Raw genomic sequence first — 17,407 nt, forward strand, 5'->3', positions numbered from 1 at the left:
AGGCTCGGCCGGCGACAACACCCGCGAGGGCCGCGCCTCCGTCCGCGTCAAGATCGGGTTCTGACGAACCCGTAACGCGGCGCGGGGTACGGAATCCCAACTCCCCCCGCGCCGCGTTTCGTCTTCGGGGCCGATCCACGCGCCAGCGCCGGTGGAGTGACCGACCCACGCCTCCAGACGCGGGGCGATCCGGCTCTTTTGTCTAATTCTTGCCCGGCTGGGGGAATCCCCAGCCCGGTCGCCGACAGCGCCTGCGATAGCGATTGCGAAAATTGCGATCGCAGACTTGCTGGAACCATGACCGCCTCTGTCGCCCCGATGCGCGCCGCCGCGGTTCTTCGCGCCATGTTCGGCGGGCGGCTGCGGCGATGACGCGGATCACGCTTCCGCTCTTGCAGGCACCGCCGGCCTTTGCGCGGCGGTCTCGGGCTCCGCTGGCAACGGTTCGCGGCCCGGTCGACCGTGCATGCTCCGCGCGGGCGGAACGGGCCGACGCGTTGATCGAGCGACTGTGCAAGGCGCGCGTCGGCGGCAGCTTCTGGGGCGCGCGGCCGGCACTGGCGCAAGGCTGTATCGTCGTGAAGTGTCGCGCGGGCGAGATTCCGCCGCTGCGCCTGCCAGCCGATGGCACGATCGTCCTGTGGACCGACGCGCCGCACCAAGTGCCGCCGGCCGCGCACCCGGCCAGGATTCTGACGGGCGAAATCGATCCCTGGCATATCCTCGACCACGCCGCCCAGGTGATCGCGCCACCGGACGAAGCGCTCGCAGTGCTCGCCCGGCTGCGCGGCATTCCCGCTACCGATTCCACCACCGGCGCACCGCTGGCGCGCGATGCAGAGGCCCGGCAGGCGCTCGCCTGGGACATGCTCGTCGCGGGGCTGGACTATCACGAGCCCTTCAACGGCGCGGCGATATCGGCAGAAGCGGCGATCGACTTGCTCGGCGAATGGCGGCGGCACCTCGAGGTGACCGCAGGAATTGCGGTGCAGCTGGGAATGCGCGCCTGGAAGCGCGGCCAGATCGATCGATTCCTCGCCCGCGGTTCCGACACGCCGCACCATGCAAACGGGACTGCCGACGCGTTGGCCAAGGCGCGGGCGGGCAACGCCGCGGTCGCGATCTGGCCCTCGCGCGTTCCACCCGGCTTCGAAGCCAGCGCGGCAGCGGCAGACGTGCCGATCGTGCGGATCGAGGACGGGTTCCTCCGCTCGCTGGGCCTGGGTGTCGATCTGGTGCCGCCACAATCGATCGCCGTCGATCGCCAGGGAGTCCATTACGACCCTTCCCGGCCCAGCGACCTCGAAGCGTTGCTGTCGCAGCATCCGTTCCCGCCGGAGTTGCTGCGCCGCGCCGCGGCCCTCCGCGCGGCGATAGTCGCCGCGGGCATCGGCAAATATGGCCGCGCCGGGGGCGAAAGCCCCGTGGTCCTGCCGCCGGGCCGGCGCAGCATCCTTGTGATCGGCCAGGTCGCCGATGATCGGTCGGTACGGCTGGGCGATGTCGCGGGCCTGGGCAATTCGGGACTGCTCAGAGGCGCCCGCGCGCTCGCGCCGGACGCGTATCTCGTCTACAAACCGCATCCCGACGTGCTCGCCGGCCATCGCCGCGGCGCGCTCGATCGCGACGTGCGCGGGCTTGCCGACAAGATCCTGGACGCGCCATGTAGCCTCGCACCGCTGCTCGACTGCGTCGATGAAGTCCATGTTCTCACCTCGCTCGCGGGGTTCGAGGCACTGCTGCGCGAACGCGCCGTCACCTGCCATGGCGCGCCCTTTTATGCCGGCTGGGGCCTGACCCGCGACCTGGTGGCGGTGCAGCGCCGCGAGCGGCGGCTCAGCCTCGACGCATTGGTCGCGGCGGCCCTGCTGCTCTACCCGCTCTATCTCGACCCCGGTACCGGGCTCCCCTGCTCGGCCGAGCGGCTCGTCGAATGCCTGGCAGGCGCCGCGCCACGCGCCTCGCTGCTCACGCGGCTGCGGCGGATCGAAGGCAAGGCGCGCGGCGTGCTGAGGCGCGCGGCATGAAGCGCCGATTCCTGTTCCTTCAGGGACCGCCCGGCCCCTTTTTCCGGCAGCTGGCCGCGGCGCTGCGCTGCGCTGGAAGCGATGTGATCCGCGTGAATTTCAACGGCGGCGATCGCCTCGACTGGCGCGGGCCGGCAATCGATTTCCGGCTGGAAGCCGAATGCTGGCCATCGGCTGCCGAAGCATTGATCGAACAGCATGATATCTCCGACCTCGTGCTGTTCGGCGATTGCCGGCCGTTGCACCTCGCCGCGGCATCCCTCGCGGCCGCGCGGGGGATCACCGTGCATGTGTTCGAGGAGGGGTATGTCCGCCCCGACTGGGTGACGCTGGAGCAGAGCGGCGTGAACGGCCATTCGCCGCTGCCGCGCGATGCCGAATATTATTGTCGGGCCGCGGCGGGCCTTGCGCCGGTCCCGGCGCTCCCGCCGGTGCCCGCAAGCTTCACCCAGCGCGCACGCGAGGCATTCGCCTATTACGGCGCGACCGCCGCGTTGGCGCCTCGGTTCAGGCACTATCGTTCGCACCGTCCGTTCCGCGGCGCGGCGGAAGCGGCAGGGTGGCTGCGCCGCTTCGCACGGCGTCCCTTCGCGCTGTGGCGGAGCGGCCGAGTGCGCCGCGCACTGGCCGGGCCCTATTTCGTCGTGCCGCTGCAGCTCGACTCGGACTATCAATTGCGCATCCATTCGCCGTTCGACGGCATGGAAAACGCCATCGACGCGATCCTGGCCTCGTTCGCGGCCCATGCGCCCACCGGGCCGATGCTGGTGTTCAAAGAACATCCGCTCGACAACGGGCTGCGCGACTGGCGCAGGCAGATCGAAGCCGCAGCCGCGGCGCGCGGCATCGCCGACCGGGTCCGCTATCTCGAGTGCGCGGACATCGCGCCGCTCGTCGCCCGCGCGCACGGCGTGGTGACCGTGAACAGCACCACCGGCACGCTGGCGCTCGCCGCGGGTGTGCCGGTCAAGGTACTGGGCCGTGCCGTTTATGATGTCCCCGGCATCACCCACCAGGGCCCGCTCGACGGCTTCTGGGCGGCGCCTGGACAGCCTCAGGTCGAGATATTCGCCGCGTTCCGCCGGGTGCTCGCGCATCGCTGCCTGCTTCGCGGCGGGTTCAGCAGCCGCGAGGGGCGTGCGCTGCTGATCGAGCCCGCAGTCACGCGGATGCTGTCGGCCGGCGATGCGATGCCGCGCGTCGAGGCTGCGAAACCAGTGCGGGCGCTGCCATGAAGCCGCAGATCCTGCTCGGCCCGACAGCCTGTCCGGGCGATCCGCGGCGGGTCCTGCCGGTCGCGCCCGAAATCGTCCTCGACCTCACGCGCCTGCTGTCGCGGGTGCGGCATCCCACCCCCACCGGCATCGACCGCATCGAGCTCTGCTACGCACGGGCACTGCTCGCGCGCACGCCCGAGCGGCTGCACTTCGCCGCGACGCATCCGTTTGGCCCCTATGGCCGGCTCGATCGCCGCGCGGTCCTGCGCTTCCTCGAGGCGACCGAAAGGCGCTGGAACGAGATTGGCGCCGGAGAGACCGGAACGGCCGGCTGGCGGCATCTGCTCGCGGCGCTCGCAGGATTGCGGCCGCGGCCGATCATGCCGGCTGCGCGCGCCCGCGTCCTGCTCCACATCTCGCCCAGCGCGCTCGAGAGTCCGCACAAGGTCGGCGCCCGGCTACGCCGCGAGAATGCCCGGCTGGTGTGCCTGGTGCATGACCTTATCCCGATCGCCGAGCCTGCCTTCGCCCGCGCGGACGGTCCGCATCGCCACGCCCGGCGGATGATCAGTGTGGCCCGGCACGCCGGCGGCGTTATCGCGAATTCGCAAGCGACCGGGGACGCGCTCACGACCTATCTGAGCGCCGTCGGGGAGCCGGTCCCGCCACTCATGGTCAATTCGCTTGCCGCTGCCCCGCTTGCCGCCACGGCATCAGCCGCACCGCCGATCGAAGCGCCCTATTTCCTGTGCCTCGGCACGATCGAACCGCGCAAGAATCATCTCCTGCTGCTGCACCTCTGGCGGCAGCTCGCGGAACGCGCAGGCACGCGGCCGATACCCAAGCTCGTCCTCATCGGGCGGCGCGGCTGGGAAAACCAGAGCGTGTTCCACCTGCTCGACCGCTGCGCGCTGCTCGGCCCGCATGTTCGCGAGCTCGGACGGGTTCCGGATCGGGCGCTGTCAGCATGGCTCGCCGGCGCATCGGCGCTGCTGATGCCGTCTTTCGCCGAGGGATTCGGGCTGCCGATCGCCGAGGCGCTTGCCGCCGGGACGCCGGTCATCGCCAGCGACCTCCCGGCGCACCGCGAAGCCGGCGGCGACGTGCCCGACTATCTCGATCCGCTCGACGGTCCGGGATGGCGCCGAAGCATTCTCGACTATGCCGATCCCGCTTCGCCCGCCCGCGCTGCCCAGCTCGCGCGGCTGGGGTGCGCGCGACGCCCGACATGGGACGACCATATCGAGCGTACGCTGGCGTTCGTCGACACGGTCGCGCGATCGTGATGACGGCCCACGCCCGGAGCGAATTGGCGCGGTATTTCCGAGGCCTCGAGGTCCAGGGCGCGGTGCTGGGTGCGTTGATCCTGCGCGAGCTGCACACGCGCTATGGGCGCGAGAATATCGGCTATGCCTGGCTCCTCGTCGAACCGATGCTGCTCGCCATATCGGTCGCGGCGCTGCACGGTGCGGAAAAGCCGCATGGCGGCAGCGACCTGTATCCGGTGCCGTTCGCGCTGGGTGGCTATTGCATGTTCATGCTGTTTCGCTCGGTGATTTCGCGCGCCGAGACAGCGCTCGAGTCGAACAAGCCGTTGCTGTTCCACCGGATGGTGACGATCTTCGACATGCTTGCCGCCCGCATGCTGCTCGAAGTCGCCTCGACGCTGCTCGCACTCATCGTCCTGCTGAGCCTGTCCTGGGCGCTGGGCTTCGGCGGCGTGCCCGCGTCGCCGCTGACGATGCTCGCCGGCTTCGGCTACATGGCCTGGTTCTCCTTCGCGCTGGCGATGCCGGTGTGTGCCGCATCCTATTTCAGCAAGGCGTTCGGCAAGTTCGTGCACCCGCTGGTCTATATCGCGATGCCGATCTCGGGCACGTTCTTCCTGCTCGAATGGATACCCGAGCCCTATCGGGGAATGCTGTCCTGGTTTCCGCTCAACCAGATATTCGAGCTGTTCCACGCCGGCCAGTTCGCCTCGGTGCGCAGCCCCTATTTCGACCTGACCTATCTCAGCTTCTGGTGCCTCGCCCTCAGCCTGCTGGGGCTGATCTCGATCCGCATCGTCCGCAAACACGTTCATCTGAGTTGAACCGATGGCAACGATCCCGCTTCATCCGACCGAGCACGAAACCGACCTGATCGAGGCGCCGGCGGCACCGCCCGACGAACCCGCCTTGCGCTTCAACCCCGAGCGCGGGCCCGTGCACGAGCTGCGCCAGTTCGAGCAGAACCTGCCCGGCGGGCCGGAACCCTGGCACCGCCGGCTCGCATGGCTGCGGAACCTTGCGCTGTTCGTGCTGCTGCCCACGCTCGCCGTGGCGATCTTCGAATATGGCGTCGTCGCGAACCAATATGAGTCCGAGACGCATTTCGTGATCCGCACGGCGGGCCAGAGCGGCTCGGCCGGCTCCGGGCTCGGCCAGCTGCTCGGCCTGGATCCCAATCCGACCGCCGCCGACAGCCAGACCGTCGTCGACTATCTGCTGTCGCACGACGCGGTCGCGAGCCTCGAGCGCTCGGTCGGACTGCGGGCGATGTTCCGCCGGCCGGACGCCGACATCTTCTCGCGGCTTGCGGACAACGCCCCGCCCGAGACGCTGCTGCGCTATTACCGCACGATGGTGGACGTCGAGGTCGGGCGCGACGCCGGCATCACGCGCGTTGCCGTGCGCGGGTTTCGCGGCGCCGACGCACAACGCCTGGCGGAAGCGTTGCTGGTCATCGGCGAGCGGCGCGTGAACGAGTTCAACAAGCGCCTTCTCGAGAGCCGCCTGGCCGCCGCGCGTGAATCGCTGCAGGCTGCGGAAGCCGGCGTCAGCGACACCCAGGCCGCGCTGAGCGGCTTGCGCGAGTCTGCGCGCGATGCCGACCCCGAACGCACCAGCGCAGCGCGCATCGCGATGGTGACCCAGATGCAGAGCGACCTCGCCCAGGCGCGCGCGCGCCTGGCGGGCATGGCTGCCGCGGTGCGGCCCGACAGCCCGCAATATGTCGCCCAGGCAGCACAAGTCCGCGCGATCGAACAGCAGGTCGGCGCGGCGCAGGCGAGCCTCACCGGATCGGCACAGGCCACCGCGAGCGGGCTTGGCCGGTTCGAGGGAATACGGTTTCGCCAGGAACTGGCCGCCAAACGCTACGAAGCCGCGACGGCGGCGCTCGATACCGCGCGCGAACAGGCGCTGCGCCAGCAATTGTACCTCGTGCGCATCGTCGAGCCCAATGCGCCGGGCAAGGCGCTCTACCCCAAGCGCATGAAGCTGATCGGCACCGTCTTCTTCGCGCTGCTGCTGGCCTATGCGATCGGCTGGCTGATCCTCGCCGGTGTTCGGGAGCATGCCGCATGACCAGCGACCTGATCCGCAACCTTCCGTTCAAGCTGCGCAGATCGGCCGGCGTGGCGGTGACGCCGCATGTCCACCGGATGATCGCCACGGGCAACAAGGCACGCGATGCCCGGGACTGGCCGGCGGCGGCCGGCGCCTACCGCGCCGCGCTCGATACCGATCCCTCGCTCAGCCATGTCTGGGTCCAGCTCGGCCACGCGCTGAAGGAACAGCGCGACCTGGATGCGGCCCAGGCAGCCTATCAGATCGCAGCGGATGCTGCGCCGGAGGATGCCGATCCCTGGCTGCACCTGGGCCATCTCCACAAGGAGCGCGGCGACCGCGCCGCCGCCAATCGCAGCTATATGCAGGCGCTCAGGCACGAGCCGGGCCATCCCGACGCACTGCGCGAGATCGCCCAGCTGGTCGGCAATGGCGACGGCGCGCAGATGCGCGCGCTGATCGCCGCGCTCGACCAAGGCGCGGAAGGAGGCGAGAGCGACGGTGCGCCCGACGCGCGGGAAGCGGAACGATCGCTGCGCCAGATCGACGCATTCCTCCGTACCCTCCCCGCGCAGGACCGAAACGTCGCCAGCGACCAGGTCCAGGCGCTGATCCAGCTCGTGCGCGGCGCCGGGCAGGCCTTGCCGGTGCCCGAAGCGTCGGAAGACGCCGCCGCCACGCCGGCGCTGGTGTTCGACGTATCGGACCTGATCTCCTATTTCCGCAACGCCCGGCTGCCGACCGGCATCCAGCGCGTGCAGATCGAGACGATCGGCAGCGCGCTTCGCATCGACGGCTTCCGCGTGCAGATCTGCGCCTTCATCGAATCGCGCGACGACTGGCTCGAAATCCCGGCGGCGAGCTTTGTCGCGCTCGCGCGGCTCAGCCTGACCGGCGGCGATCGCGACGCGCCGGAATGGATCGGCGCGCTCGCCCGGCTGCACCTCCGCCTGGCCACCGCCGAACCGATCGAGATGCCGCGTGGCGCCTATCTGATCAATCTCGGCACTTCCTGGTGGCTCCAGAATTACTTCCTCTTCGTCCGCCAGGCCAAGGCCCTGCGCGGCGTGCGCTACGTGCCCTTCGTCCATGACCTGATCCCGGTCATGGCGGGCGAACATTGCGTCAAGGAACTGACCCAGGACTTCGTCAGCTGGGCGATCGGCGCGTTCGCGCATGCCGACCATTTCCTGGTGAATTCGGAATCCACCAGGCGCGACCTGCTGCACGTCGCCGGAATCCTGGGCCATGCGATCGATCCGACCGACATCGCGGTGGTCCGCCTGGATGCCGATTGCCGCAAGCCGGACCTGGTTCCGGCGCCCGTGCGCGACCTGTCCCGCTGGGGCCTCAAGCCGAACGGCTTCGTCCTGTTCGTCTCGACCATCGAATCGCGCAAGAACCACCTCCTTGCCTTCGAGGCCTGGATCGCGCTGCTCAAGCGCCACGGCTCGTCCGCGATGCCCAAGCTGGTGTGCGTCGGCAATCGCGGCTGGCTCAACGATGCGGTCTATGCGCGCCTGGAGAGCCATGCCGGGCTGCGCGAGCACGTCGTGATGCTGTCGGGCCTGTCGGACGCCGAGCTCGAGCTGCTCTACCGCGCCTGCCTGTTTACTATCTACCCAAGCCGGTACGAAGGCTGGGGGCTGCCGGTGACCGAGGCGCTCTGCCACGGCAAGATCGCGCTGATTTCAGATGCCTCGTCGCTGCCCGAAGCGGGCGGCACGCACGCCGTCTATTTCCGATCCGGGGATGCCGAGGCGTTCACCGAAGCACTTGACCGGCTGGTCCGCGACCATGGCTATCGCGATGCGCTGCAGCGGCGGATCGCTGCCGAGTTCGCGCCGCGGGCCTGGAGCGACGTCGCCAACGACATGGCGGACGCCGCATTGGGCTGGCACGCGCGCGATCCCGAGACGCAGGCCAGCATCCCCGTCGCCCGGCTCGGCGCCTGGCATCCGCTCAAGCGCAACTACGCCACGACGATCTGGCCCGGCATGCGATCGGCCGAGATATTCCGTGCGGGAGACGGCTGGTGGGGGCCCGACAATTGGGGATGCTGGACCAAGCCGCAGGGCGGACGGCTGGAGATAGGCACCGACGCGCCCGGCGTGCCGATCCGGCTGTACCTGCAGCTGCACGGCATCCCCCGGCGCGAGCTGCGCTTCACGATCGACACCGGGAACCCGGCCATCGATATCGAAGGCGAGCTGAAGCCCGGCGAGTTCAAATGGCTCATGATGACGCTCGTGCCCGACTCCACAGGCGTCCTCCGCCTTGAGATCGGCAGCAGCACGAGCATCGATCTCGGCGAGGTGACCGAGGGAGGCGATCCGCGCGTGGTGTCGGTCGGCGTGGCGGGGTTCTTCCTTTGCCTGGAGGACGATGCCCCGGCCCGGCTGGCCTTCGTGGAAGCGTTGACGCTGGGCACGCTGGCGGACCTCGAATTCGGCGGCCGCGCTCCGGGATCGACCGAGTACCGCCGCCCGGGCGAAGCGGGCGCGAAGCCGCCTGCGACACAAGGCTGACATTTTCTCACCGCCCTAAGCGTAGGAGTGCCGAGTCCATGACCGAGTTGTTGTCGCCATCGCCGTCGCCAGCGTCCCCGACAGACGCGGGCCCCGCCGACCGAATGGCGACGCTCGACGATGTCGCGCACTGCTACCGGCAATTCCTCGGACGGGAGATGGACGACCTCGAAACCGCTATCGGGCATCTTGCCGACGGCCCCGACCTCTGGACGCTCATCCGGCGCTTCACGAACGCACCGGAAAGGCAACTCGCGCAGGCCTTTTCGGCCAGCCGCTACATCCAGGCGACGCAGGATGCCCGGAACATCGAGCATGCGATCGACGGTGCGCGGGAGCAAAGGCTCATCGATCATATCGAAACGGTGTGGCGCCGCTATGGTCGCGACGACGCCTATTATTCGGTGCTGACGCATCCCGCCTATCGCGCCGGGAGCATCACCGACGCCAATATCGATCATTTCTACACGACAGGCGCCGCCGAGATCGAGGAATTCGGCCAATTGTGCCGGCGCAACGCCGTCGAGCCCGATCCGGCCTGGTCGGTCTGCGAACTGGGCTGCGGGGTCGCGCGGGTCGGCACTGCCTTTGCGCGGAATTTCTCGGAGTATCTCGGCATCGACATCAGCACCGAGCATCTCGCCATCGCGCGGGCGCGCCTCGACGCGGAGGGCGCGACGCATGCGCGCCTGATGCTCCTGCCCGACTTCCTTCAGCAGGATGTCGCCTATGATCTGTTCTATTCGACGATCGTCCTCCAGCATAATCCGCCGCCGATCATGCGCCTGCTCCTCGATGCGGGGCTGGGCCGGCTGAGGCCCGGCGGCTATGCCTATTTCCAGCTTCCCTGCCATCTTAGTGGCTACAGCTTCGATACCGACTCCTATCTTGCCGGCGTCGGGCGCAAGGATGAGATGGAGATGCATGCGCTCCCGCAGCGGGAAGTGTTCGCATCGCTGGCGAAGCACGGACTGACGCCGGTCGAAGTGGTTCCCGACGGGCGCATCGGGCCGATCGGCTTCTCCTACGCCTTTTTCGCTCGGAAAGCCTGAGCCTCCCATGAAAGCGGGATCTATCCGGACACGCGATGACCGCGCGCGCGAAGGCGCCGGCGATCCGCGGTTCGAAGAAGGGACTGGCGCATGATCAGCTTCGATCGCGTGAGCAAGACCTATCATGGCCGTGGACTGACCAATCACGTCCTCCAGGATGCGAGCTTCACGATCCGCCCGGGGCAGGCGCTGGGGATTTGCGGAGCGAATGGCGCAGGCAAGTCGACGCTGCTCCGGCTGATCGCGGGCGTCGAGCATCCGAGCGGCGGAACCATTCGCCGCGGCATGAGCGTCTCATGGCCGATCGGCTATACCCATTGCTTCCAGGGCAGCCTCACCGGTGCGGACAATGCCCGCTTCATCGCGCGCATTTATCGCCAGCCGATCGATCGGCTGCTGGCCTTTGTCGAGCAGTTCGCCGAGCTCGGCGACTATTTCAACCAGCCGGTCAAGACCTACTCGGCGGGCATGTCGGCACGGCTCGCCTTCGGCGTCAGCCTCGCGATCGACTTCGACTGCTATCTGGTCGACGAAGTTACCGGAGCGGGCGACCAGCGCTTCGCCGAGCGCTGCCATGCCGCGCTCGCCCATCGCCGCTCCACGGGCACGCTGGTGATGGTGTCGCACAGCCCGATGACGCTGCAGGAATATTGCACCACCGGCGCGGTGCTCCACCAGGGGCGGCTCCATTTCTATCCGACGATCGAAGAGGCGATCGCAGTGCATCACGCGCAGCAGCTGGCGGCTTGAATCGATCGCACGCGCCGCGGCCGCCGACCCTGCGACCGCTTCGCCTTATCGCGTCAGCTCGCGCACGCCGTAGAAGGGCGAGAAGAGCTGGTTGATGATCTGAACCAGCTTGCTCGCCTGATTGGACCGGGCATTGGCGATGTAGATCACGTCGCCGTCGCGCATCGCGAAACGCTGCGACACGAAATAGCTTTCCGGATGGAGCATGTTGAGCCGGTAGATGACCGGAACGGGCGCCCCGCCGGGCGTGCCTGCCGCGGCCCAGCGGAACAGGAAGATCGCCGTCGGATCCGCCTGGCGATCGGAGGGGCCGCCGGCTCGCGCGACCGCCTGGGCGAGCGACAGCCGCCGTGCGTCGAACGGGATTTCGGAGACCTTGTCGCTCGCGCCGAACACGGTGAAGGTGCGCAGCTCGCGGAGCAGCTCGATCCGGTCGCCCGGCAGCAGCAGCAGGTCGTCGGGCGATCCCGCGAGCAGGGCGTCGAGGCCGATCTCGGCGCTGCGGCCCGCACGAGTGAGCCGCACGGTCGTGTCCTGCGCCGGGAACACCGTGCCGCCTGCCAGCGCGACGGCATCGAGCAGGTGCTCGCGCGCCAGCGACAGCGGAATGCGCCCGGGCGTCTTCACGCCGCCGAGCACGAACACCGCATTGGCGATGTTCTCGCGGACAACGACGTTGACCTGGGCGTGCTGGGAATAGCCGACCAGCCGTGCTTCGATGCTGTTGGCGAGCGACTGGGCGGTCTCGCCCGCGGCGGCGATGCGGCCGGCATAGGGCACCTGGATGGTCCCGTCCGCCGCGACGGTGATCGCGGGGAGGTTGGTCCCCGCCGCGGCAGGCTGGGCCGCGGCGGCCATCGGCGCGGCGAACAGCGTGGTGCCCACCTCGAAGATCGAAATCTGCAGCACGTCGCCTGGGCCGATCCGGTCGATGGCACCTTCCGCCGCCAGACCGGCGAGCGTCTCGGCCGGCAGCGACGCACGATTTGCCTCCAGCAAGGCTTCAGCGTCGAGCTCGATCAGCCGCGCCGGCAGCCGGGCGCCCGGCCGCGAGATCGCCACTATCTCGGGCGCGGTCGGGCCGCTCGACGGCAAGGTGACGCATCCGCCGGCGAGCACGGGCAGCGCGAGAAGCATGGCGCGAAACAAGGCAGGCAGTGTCATGCGATAGCCGTCCCGGAAGGCGAGGGTCGGGCAACCACGCCGGTCGCCGGAGCGAGCCCGCGGTAAAGCCCCGAAAGATTGGCGCGGAACCTGGCAGGCGCGAAGCAGGCCGCCTGGGCCGGGCCGGCGGTGGCCAGGCTTCTGCGCAACGCGGCATCCGTATCGAGCCTGCGGATCGCCGCAACCATCGCGTCCACATCATAGGGGTCGATGAGCAGCGCGGCGCTGCCGACCACTTCGGGCAGCGAACCCTCGGTCGAGGTCATGACGGGGACACCGCGCGCCAGCGCTTCGACCGCCGGCAACCCGAAGCCTTCGTATAGCGAGGGGAAGAGCACGCCGCGCGCGCCGGCGACAAGCAGGTCGAGCATCCGCCGCGGGAGATAGTCCAGCTTGCGGATCCGGGCGGCGCCCGAAAGCCCCTGCGCGGTGGAACTGCCGAGGAGGCGCAGCTCGTTCTCGGAACGCCATGCCCGCCCGCCGACGATGACGAGCGGCGTCGCGACCTCGCTCGCCAGATAGGCCTCGATCAGCCGTCCGACATTCTTCTTCGGCTCGATCGCGCCGAAATAGAGGAAATAGCCCTGTGCCTCGAGGTCGAACAGCGCGCGCAGTCGCCCGGCCAGATCCTCCGGCGCGATGACGGGCACCGGATCGATCGACTGGTAGCAATTGACCACCTGCCCGGGATCGGCGCCGAGAAGCGCGACGATGTCGCGCCGCGATGCCTCGGAAACCGTGCAGATCCGCGCGCCGCCGCTCACGCAGCCGCGCAACAGCCGATCGTGCAGCCGCTTGTTCTCGAGGCTGGTGTGCGGCAGCCGCAGCGGCACCAGATCGTGGATGGTATAGATATTCGCGGCCCCGGCCAGGCGGATCGGCAGCGGATAGGTCCAATGCATGATCGCGGGCGGATCGGGCATCGTCACGGTGAGGAAACGGCCGTAGCGCCGGAAGTGCCGCGCGGCGACCGACCAGAGCGAGCCGAAGCTGTAGAGCCGTGAAAAGGACGGCAGCCGATCGAAGAAGGCCTCGGCGCGGACGCGGCCTTCGACCGGGACCTCGACCAGTCGACGCGGCCAGGGCGAGACCAGCAGCCGCTCGCGCCGCTTCGCCGCGGCCCCCTCCCCTTCGGCCGGTGGCTCGTCGCGACCGAGCTCGGCGAAGAACAGCGTCTCGCGCAAGTCGCGCGGCGCACGCGGGTGGACGGGCAGGCCGAAGACCAGGTCCGGCGGCCGGCCGATCTCCGACACCGTCCGCGCGAGGGTGCGCGCATAGGTGGCGACGCCCGTGCCGCGCTGCATCGCCAGGTTGAGGCCGTCGATGCCAACCCGGAACCCGCCATCCGCGCCGGTGAAGTCGAATCCGGTCATCGGATCAGCACCAGCATCAGTTCGCATGCCGGCGGCGCACGCAGGATCTCGGCAACGCTCGTCCGGCGCAGCCCCCGGCCGGGATCGGTGCGATGGAGTGCGAAGCCCTCGCCGGCGATCGCCGCGAGGAACCCGGCGGGATCGGCATAGCGGATCGATGCGAATTCGAGCAGCACGGTCATCGGCCGGCGCTGGTCGAGCAGGCCGCGCATGCCGCGCCAGATCGCCTCTTCCGAAGATTCGGCGTCGATCTTGACGAAATCGGCGCGATCGAGCCCCGCAACCGCGTCGAGGCGGCAGGTCCGCAGCGTGGCCGCCGGATCGCCCTCGGGCAGGATGCGGACATGCGCGCCGCTCGGCTGCGTTATCGTGACAACCAGCTCGGCGGCGAGGCCGGCCGCGTCGTACACCGGATCGCCGTACGATCGCACCTGCCCTGCAAAGCCGTTCACCCGCGCCGCGTCGTCGAGCATCCCGCGCAACGCCGGATTGGGCTCGAAGGCGTGGACCAGCCCCGAGGGCCCCGCGAGATCGGCCATCAACATGGTGAAATAGCCGACATGCGCGCCGACATCGACGCAGACGAAGCCGGGCCGGATCAGCCTGGGCAACAGCTCGGTGACCCACATCTCCCAGAAGCCGTCGAGCAGGAGATGCGCGCCGATATCGACGTCCCGCGTGTCGACGAACATCTTGTAGCGCCCCAGCACCCGGACCAGCGCGCGGTGATCGCCGAGATAGGCGGTGTCGCACCTGTCGCGGATCGCCGCCTGGCGCCGCGCGCTCCTTCTCCGGCGAAGCAGCGCAGGCAGTCCGGTCACGCGCCGGCGCCCGTATCGAGCGGTGCGGCCAGCGCCTCCGCGTAGAGCGCGCCGAGCCGGCGGGCGTAGCGCTCCTGGCTGAACAACCGGCTGCGCGCGAACCCCGCGGTGCGCAACCGGGCGCAGAGGATGTCGTCGCTGTCGAGCTGGCGGATGGCCGCTTCGATCTGCCCCGACTCGTACGGATCGACCAGCAGGCCCGCCTCACCGACGATCTCTGCCGCAGCTTCGATGTTCGAAGCAAGCACCGGGCAGCCCAGGGTCATCGCCTCCACGATCGGCAGCCCGAACCCTTCGGCGAGCGAAGGGAACAGCAGCGCGCGCGCCCGGCGCATCATCCCCAGCAGCGCGGAACGCGCCACCCAGGGAAGGCGGATCACGCCGGGGAAAGCGCGCAGCCTCGCCTCGAGACGCGCCTCGCCCGGCACTTGCGGGCCGACCACGACCAGCGGCAGCGCCGTCCCGCTCGCCGCATGTGCGCTGGCGAGCCGATCGAGATTCTTGCGCGCCTCGATGCGGCCGCAGAAGAAGAAATAGCGCCCGGAACGCAGGCCCGCAGGCAGGGGCGGATCGGCCTGGAGCGGCGCATCGGCCGCCTGCCAGGTGTTGACCACCCGCGCGTCGTCGAGCCGGAGGTGCGCGATCGCCTGGCGCCGGACGGTTTCGGACACGGTGACGAGCCGATGTGCGTGTCGCGCGATCTCGCGCAGCACGGCAGCATGCCGGGCCGACGGAATCGCAGTGAGCTCGGGATGGGTGAGCGGGATCAGATCGTGCACCGTGTAGAGATTCTTGGCGCCGCGTACATGGAGCGGCAGCGGATAGGTCCAGTGCATGACTTGCGGCGGCCGGCTGAATTCGACCGGCAGCAAGCGGCGGTGCAGGTTGAAGAAGACATGCGCCTCACGGAAGAGGTCGCGCGCCACCCATTGCGCCGGTACTTCCTCGTCGTCCGCCCGCTCGGCCGCGGCAAGCCGCGCGCCGGTGCGGGTCGCCGCGAGCCAGCGGCCGAGCCGCGTCGGAAGCACCGCATCGTCAGTGGCTTGATCGCCAAGCAACAGCAGCGAGGCGCCCGCCGCCGGCAGGCAGGCCGCCAGCGTCCGCGCATAAGTGGCGACACCGGTGCCCATGGCCGCGCCGAGCATCCGCGTCTCGAGGCAGACCTGCACTGGCGCGTCCTGGATCGTGTCGACCCGGCGCACATAATCAGGATCGTAGAGCTGCCGAAGCCGCTCGATACCCGGCGCCGCGGCGCTCATCGCATGCTCTCGTCACGCCGACCTGCCCACGGCGCGACACAACATCCTCCGCCGGCTTCGATCGCGCTGAAATCTGCTGGTCGCATCTTCTCGACGGGGCTCGTCCACGCGACGATGTGCCGCCGCTCAGGACTATCGGGATACGCTCCGCCGGGCCCTAGTCGTTTCCACAGGTCAGCACCATTATCGACAAATCGGGGCCGAGGCCGCGCGCGCTGCTCCGCAAGGCTCGCCGCCATCGGCCCGGCGAGACACCGAGCAGGCGCGTGAATGCCTTGGTGAAGTGGCTCTGATCGGCAAAGCCGCATTCGTCGGCGACCTTGGACAAGGGGATCGTCTCGTCCCGCAGCAGCATCGTCGCCTGGGCGATCCGCCGCTGCACGAACCAGTGATAGGGGGACACGCCTTCGCTCTCGTGAAAGCCCTTGATGAAGTGGCTGACCGACATGCCGAGCCGGCGGGCAACATCGGCAAGGGCAAGACCGTCTCCCATCTGCGCGAGCATCATGTCCCGCGCCAGCTTGACCTGCCATGCGGCAAGATGCGCCCGCGCCCTGGGCTTTGGCGTGATCGGCGACGGCTCCGCCCGTTCCTCGACGATCAAATGATGCTCGAACGAATCCGAAGGCTGTACCTGACTCGCAGCAACACCCCCTGCGACCAGCATAGATTCCTCCATTGCGACCTCCCTGGAGCAAGGATGGGATCCGGGCACAGGGCGTCGGCCGCGTAGCGCACAGGCACCTCGCGACGCGATCTTGCCCCCGGGGCTCCCAAGGAACCGGAAACTTGGTTTCCTATCTCGTAGACACCTGGTCAGGGCTTTTCTGGCAGAGTTCGCCAAAAAATTTTTCGCTACGGAGCGTCATTTAGCGAAAAACATGAATGCCAATCAGTAAGCGTTGAAATGATTCACCGAAAAATCGACGACTCTTGCCGATGATCATTAATGACCTGCAAATCTATTGCGCCTTTTCCTATCGTATTTCTTGCAAGCTCCGTGACGATTGACGTATCGGACCAGCTTTCGGGGTACTGGCCGCGCTCTGCTCAGCGCGCGGCGAGCTTGCAATGGCCCGAATAGAGGTGCTCCTGATCCCAAGTGACCGCATCGGTCGCCTTGGTCATGAACAGGTCGACCAGCCCCGGCTTGGCTTCCGATCGCTGGAGGATGATCATGTTCACGGCGCCGCCGCCGACCGGCGTGGTCATCTCGACCCGCTCGGGCCAATAATCGACGACGCGCTCGAAGGGCCGGCCCAGGGCCCCGGATGCGATACCATCGGGATCCGCGACAATGCGCGTGCGCGGATCGACCGGTTCGGGCGGCAGGGTCGAGCGTGGCGGTTCCGTGGTGCGCACCGGTATCGACGGCAGGAACAGGTCGAAGCGGTGATTGCCTTCAAGGACAAGCTCGGAAGGCTTCTGTTCGTGCGAGGGATCGAAATTGGCGATTCGACCCAATCGACATTCGAGCAGCCGGGCAGGCAACATGGCGCCCCCCACCGCCTTGGCCGATACGGGCGGCGCAACTTGCGATTGCGGGGAAGCCGGAGCCTGGGCCGGTGCCGGGCCAACCGCCCCTGAGGCCGTAAGCGGCGACTGGCGCCAGGCCAAGGCGGACAGGCCCAAGAGGGAAACCATGCCGATCGCGACGATCTTGCCAATCATCTCAAAGCTCCATGCTCGAGTTCAAATTTTGTGACAGGAAATGACAAATTCCGACAAAATGACTTGATCAGATTCCCGATCCTGTAAGAAATTTTCCGCAAACACCTTTGCGCAATAAGCTTTGTGCCAATATTGCATGAGAATATTAGATCGATGTATCGCCAGAATTAGATAAATTGATTACAGATTAAGATCGTATTCGATTTTTCTGATCAC

The 17,407-nt window shown here is 68.2% G+C and carries 14 protein-coding genes; 8 read left to right on the forward strand and 6 right to left on the reverse strand.

What is annotated here, in order from left to right; translation table 11 throughout:
* Nucleotides 1-497: 497 nt before the first annotated feature.
* The 8 genes from ABLE38_RS19205 to ABLE38_RS19240 all read left to right on the forward strand — a co-directional run bounded on the left by ABLE38_RS19205 (nucleotide 498) and on the right by ABLE38_RS19240 (nucleotide 10,903).
* A complete protein-coding gene (locus tag ABLE38_RS19205; RefSeq protein ID WP_348975862.1) occupies nucleotides 498-2,027 on the forward strand; it encodes a beta-3-deoxy-D-manno-oct-2-ulosonic acid transferase in 1,530 nt (509 codons plus the stop codon).
* Nucleotides 2,024-3,262 carry a capsular biosynthesis protein gene (locus ABLE38_RS19210; protein WP_348975863.1) on the forward strand — a complete coding sequence of 413 codons (1,239 nt, stop codon included), beginning with the start codon at nucleotides 2,024-2,026 and terminating at the stop codon, nucleotides 3,260-3,262. The genes ABLE38_RS19205 and ABLE38_RS19210 overlap by 4 nt, the downstream gene beginning before the upstream one ends.
* Complete coding sequence (locus tag ABLE38_RS19215) at nucleotides 3,259-4,530, forward strand: glycosyltransferase family 1 protein (protein WP_348975864.1); 1,272 nt, start codon at nucleotides 3,259-3,261, stop codon at nucleotides 4,528-4,530. The genes ABLE38_RS19210 and ABLE38_RS19215 overlap by 4 nt, the downstream gene beginning before the upstream one ends.
* A 23-nt stretch (nucleotides 4,531-4,553) precedes the next feature.
* The gene (locus tag ABLE38_RS19220; protein WP_348975865.1) at nucleotides 4,554-5,336 is read left to right on the forward strand and encodes an ABC transporter permease; all 783 of its coding nucleotides are present in this window, start codon (nucleotides 4,554-4,556) and stop codon (nucleotides 5,334-5,336) included.
* 4 nt (nucleotides 5,337-5,340) lie between these two features.
* Entirely contained in the window at nucleotides 5,341-6,591 is a 1,251-nt protein-coding gene (locus tag ABLE38_RS19225) for a capsule biosynthesis protein (protein ID WP_348975866.1), read from the forward strand.
* Nucleotides 6,588-9,101 (forward strand): glycosyltransferase, encoded by a 2,514-nt coding sequence (locus ABLE38_RS19230; RefSeq protein ID WP_348975867.1) that lies wholly within the window; start codon nucleotides 6,588-6,590, stop codon nucleotides 9,099-9,101. Before ABLE38_RS19225 ends, ABLE38_RS19230 begins: the two co-directional genes overlap by 4 nt.
* 104 nt (nucleotides 9,102-9,205) lie before the next feature.
* Nucleotides 9,206-10,153, forward strand: a complete 948-nt coding sequence (locus ABLE38_RS19235; protein ID WP_348975868.1) for a class I SAM-dependent methyltransferase — start codon at nucleotides 9,206-9,208, stop codon at nucleotides 10,151-10,153.
* Nucleotides 10,154-10,243: 90 nt separating this feature from the next.
* The gene (locus tag ABLE38_RS19240; RefSeq protein WP_348975869.1) at nucleotides 10,244-10,903 is read left to right on the forward strand and encodes an ABC transporter ATP-binding protein; all 660 of its coding nucleotides are present in this window, start codon (nucleotides 10,244-10,246) and stop codon (nucleotides 10,901-10,903) included.
* Between the two features lie 45 nt (nucleotides 10,904-10,948).
* Here ABLE38_RS19240 and ABLE38_RS19245 read toward each other — a convergent pair whose 3' ends face one another.
* The 6 genes from ABLE38_RS19245 to ABLE38_RS19270 all read right to left on the reverse strand — a co-directional run bounded on the left by ABLE38_RS19245 (nucleotide 10,949) and on the right by ABLE38_RS19270 (nucleotide 17,191).
* Nucleotides 10,949-12,040, reverse strand: a complete 1,092-nt coding sequence (locus ABLE38_RS19245) for a polysaccharide biosynthesis/export family protein (RefSeq protein WP_348975870.1) — start codon at nucleotides 12,038-12,040, stop codon at nucleotides 10,949-10,951.
* 23 nt (nucleotides 12,041-12,063) lie between these two features.
* On the reverse strand, nucleotides 12,064-13,440 hold the full coding sequence (locus tag ABLE38_RS19250; protein WP_348975871.1) for a glycosyltransferase family 1 protein: 1,377 nt from the start codon (nucleotides 13,438-13,440) through the stop codon (nucleotides 12,064-12,066).
* The gene (locus tag ABLE38_RS19255; protein ID WP_348975872.1) at nucleotides 13,437-14,261 is read right to left on the reverse strand and encodes an FkbM family methyltransferase; all 825 of its coding nucleotides are present in this window, start codon (nucleotides 14,259-14,261) and stop codon (nucleotides 13,437-13,439) included. The genes ABLE38_RS19250 and ABLE38_RS19255 overlap by 4 nt, the downstream gene beginning before the upstream one ends.
* Nucleotides 14,258-15,520 carry a glycosyltransferase family 1 protein gene (locus ABLE38_RS19260; protein WP_348975873.1) on the reverse strand — a complete coding sequence of 421 codons (1,263 nt, stop codon included), beginning with the start codon at nucleotides 15,518-15,520 and terminating at the stop codon, nucleotides 14,258-14,260. Before ABLE38_RS19260 ends, ABLE38_RS19255 begins: the two co-directional genes overlap by 4 nt.
* A 157-nt stretch (nucleotides 15,521-15,677) precedes the next feature.
* Nucleotides 15,678-16,199: an AraC family transcriptional regulator gene (locus tag ABLE38_RS19265; RefSeq protein WP_348975874.1), complete on the reverse strand. Its 522-nt coding sequence runs from the start codon at nucleotides 16,197-16,199 to the stop codon at nucleotides 15,678-15,680.
* Between the two features lie 371 nt (nucleotides 16,200-16,570).
* Nucleotides 16,571-17,191 (reverse strand): hypothetical protein, encoded by a 621-nt coding sequence (locus ABLE38_RS19270; RefSeq protein ID WP_348975875.1) that lies wholly within the window; start codon nucleotides 17,189-17,191, stop codon nucleotides 16,571-16,573.
* Between the last annotated feature and the right edge of the window lie 216 nt (nucleotides 17,192-17,407).

The sequence above is a fragment of the Sphingomonas sp. KR3-1 genome (genome assembly GCF_040049295.1).
Taxonomy (GTDB): Bacteria; Pseudomonadota; Alphaproteobacteria; order Sphingomonadales; family Sphingomonadaceae; genus Sphingomonas.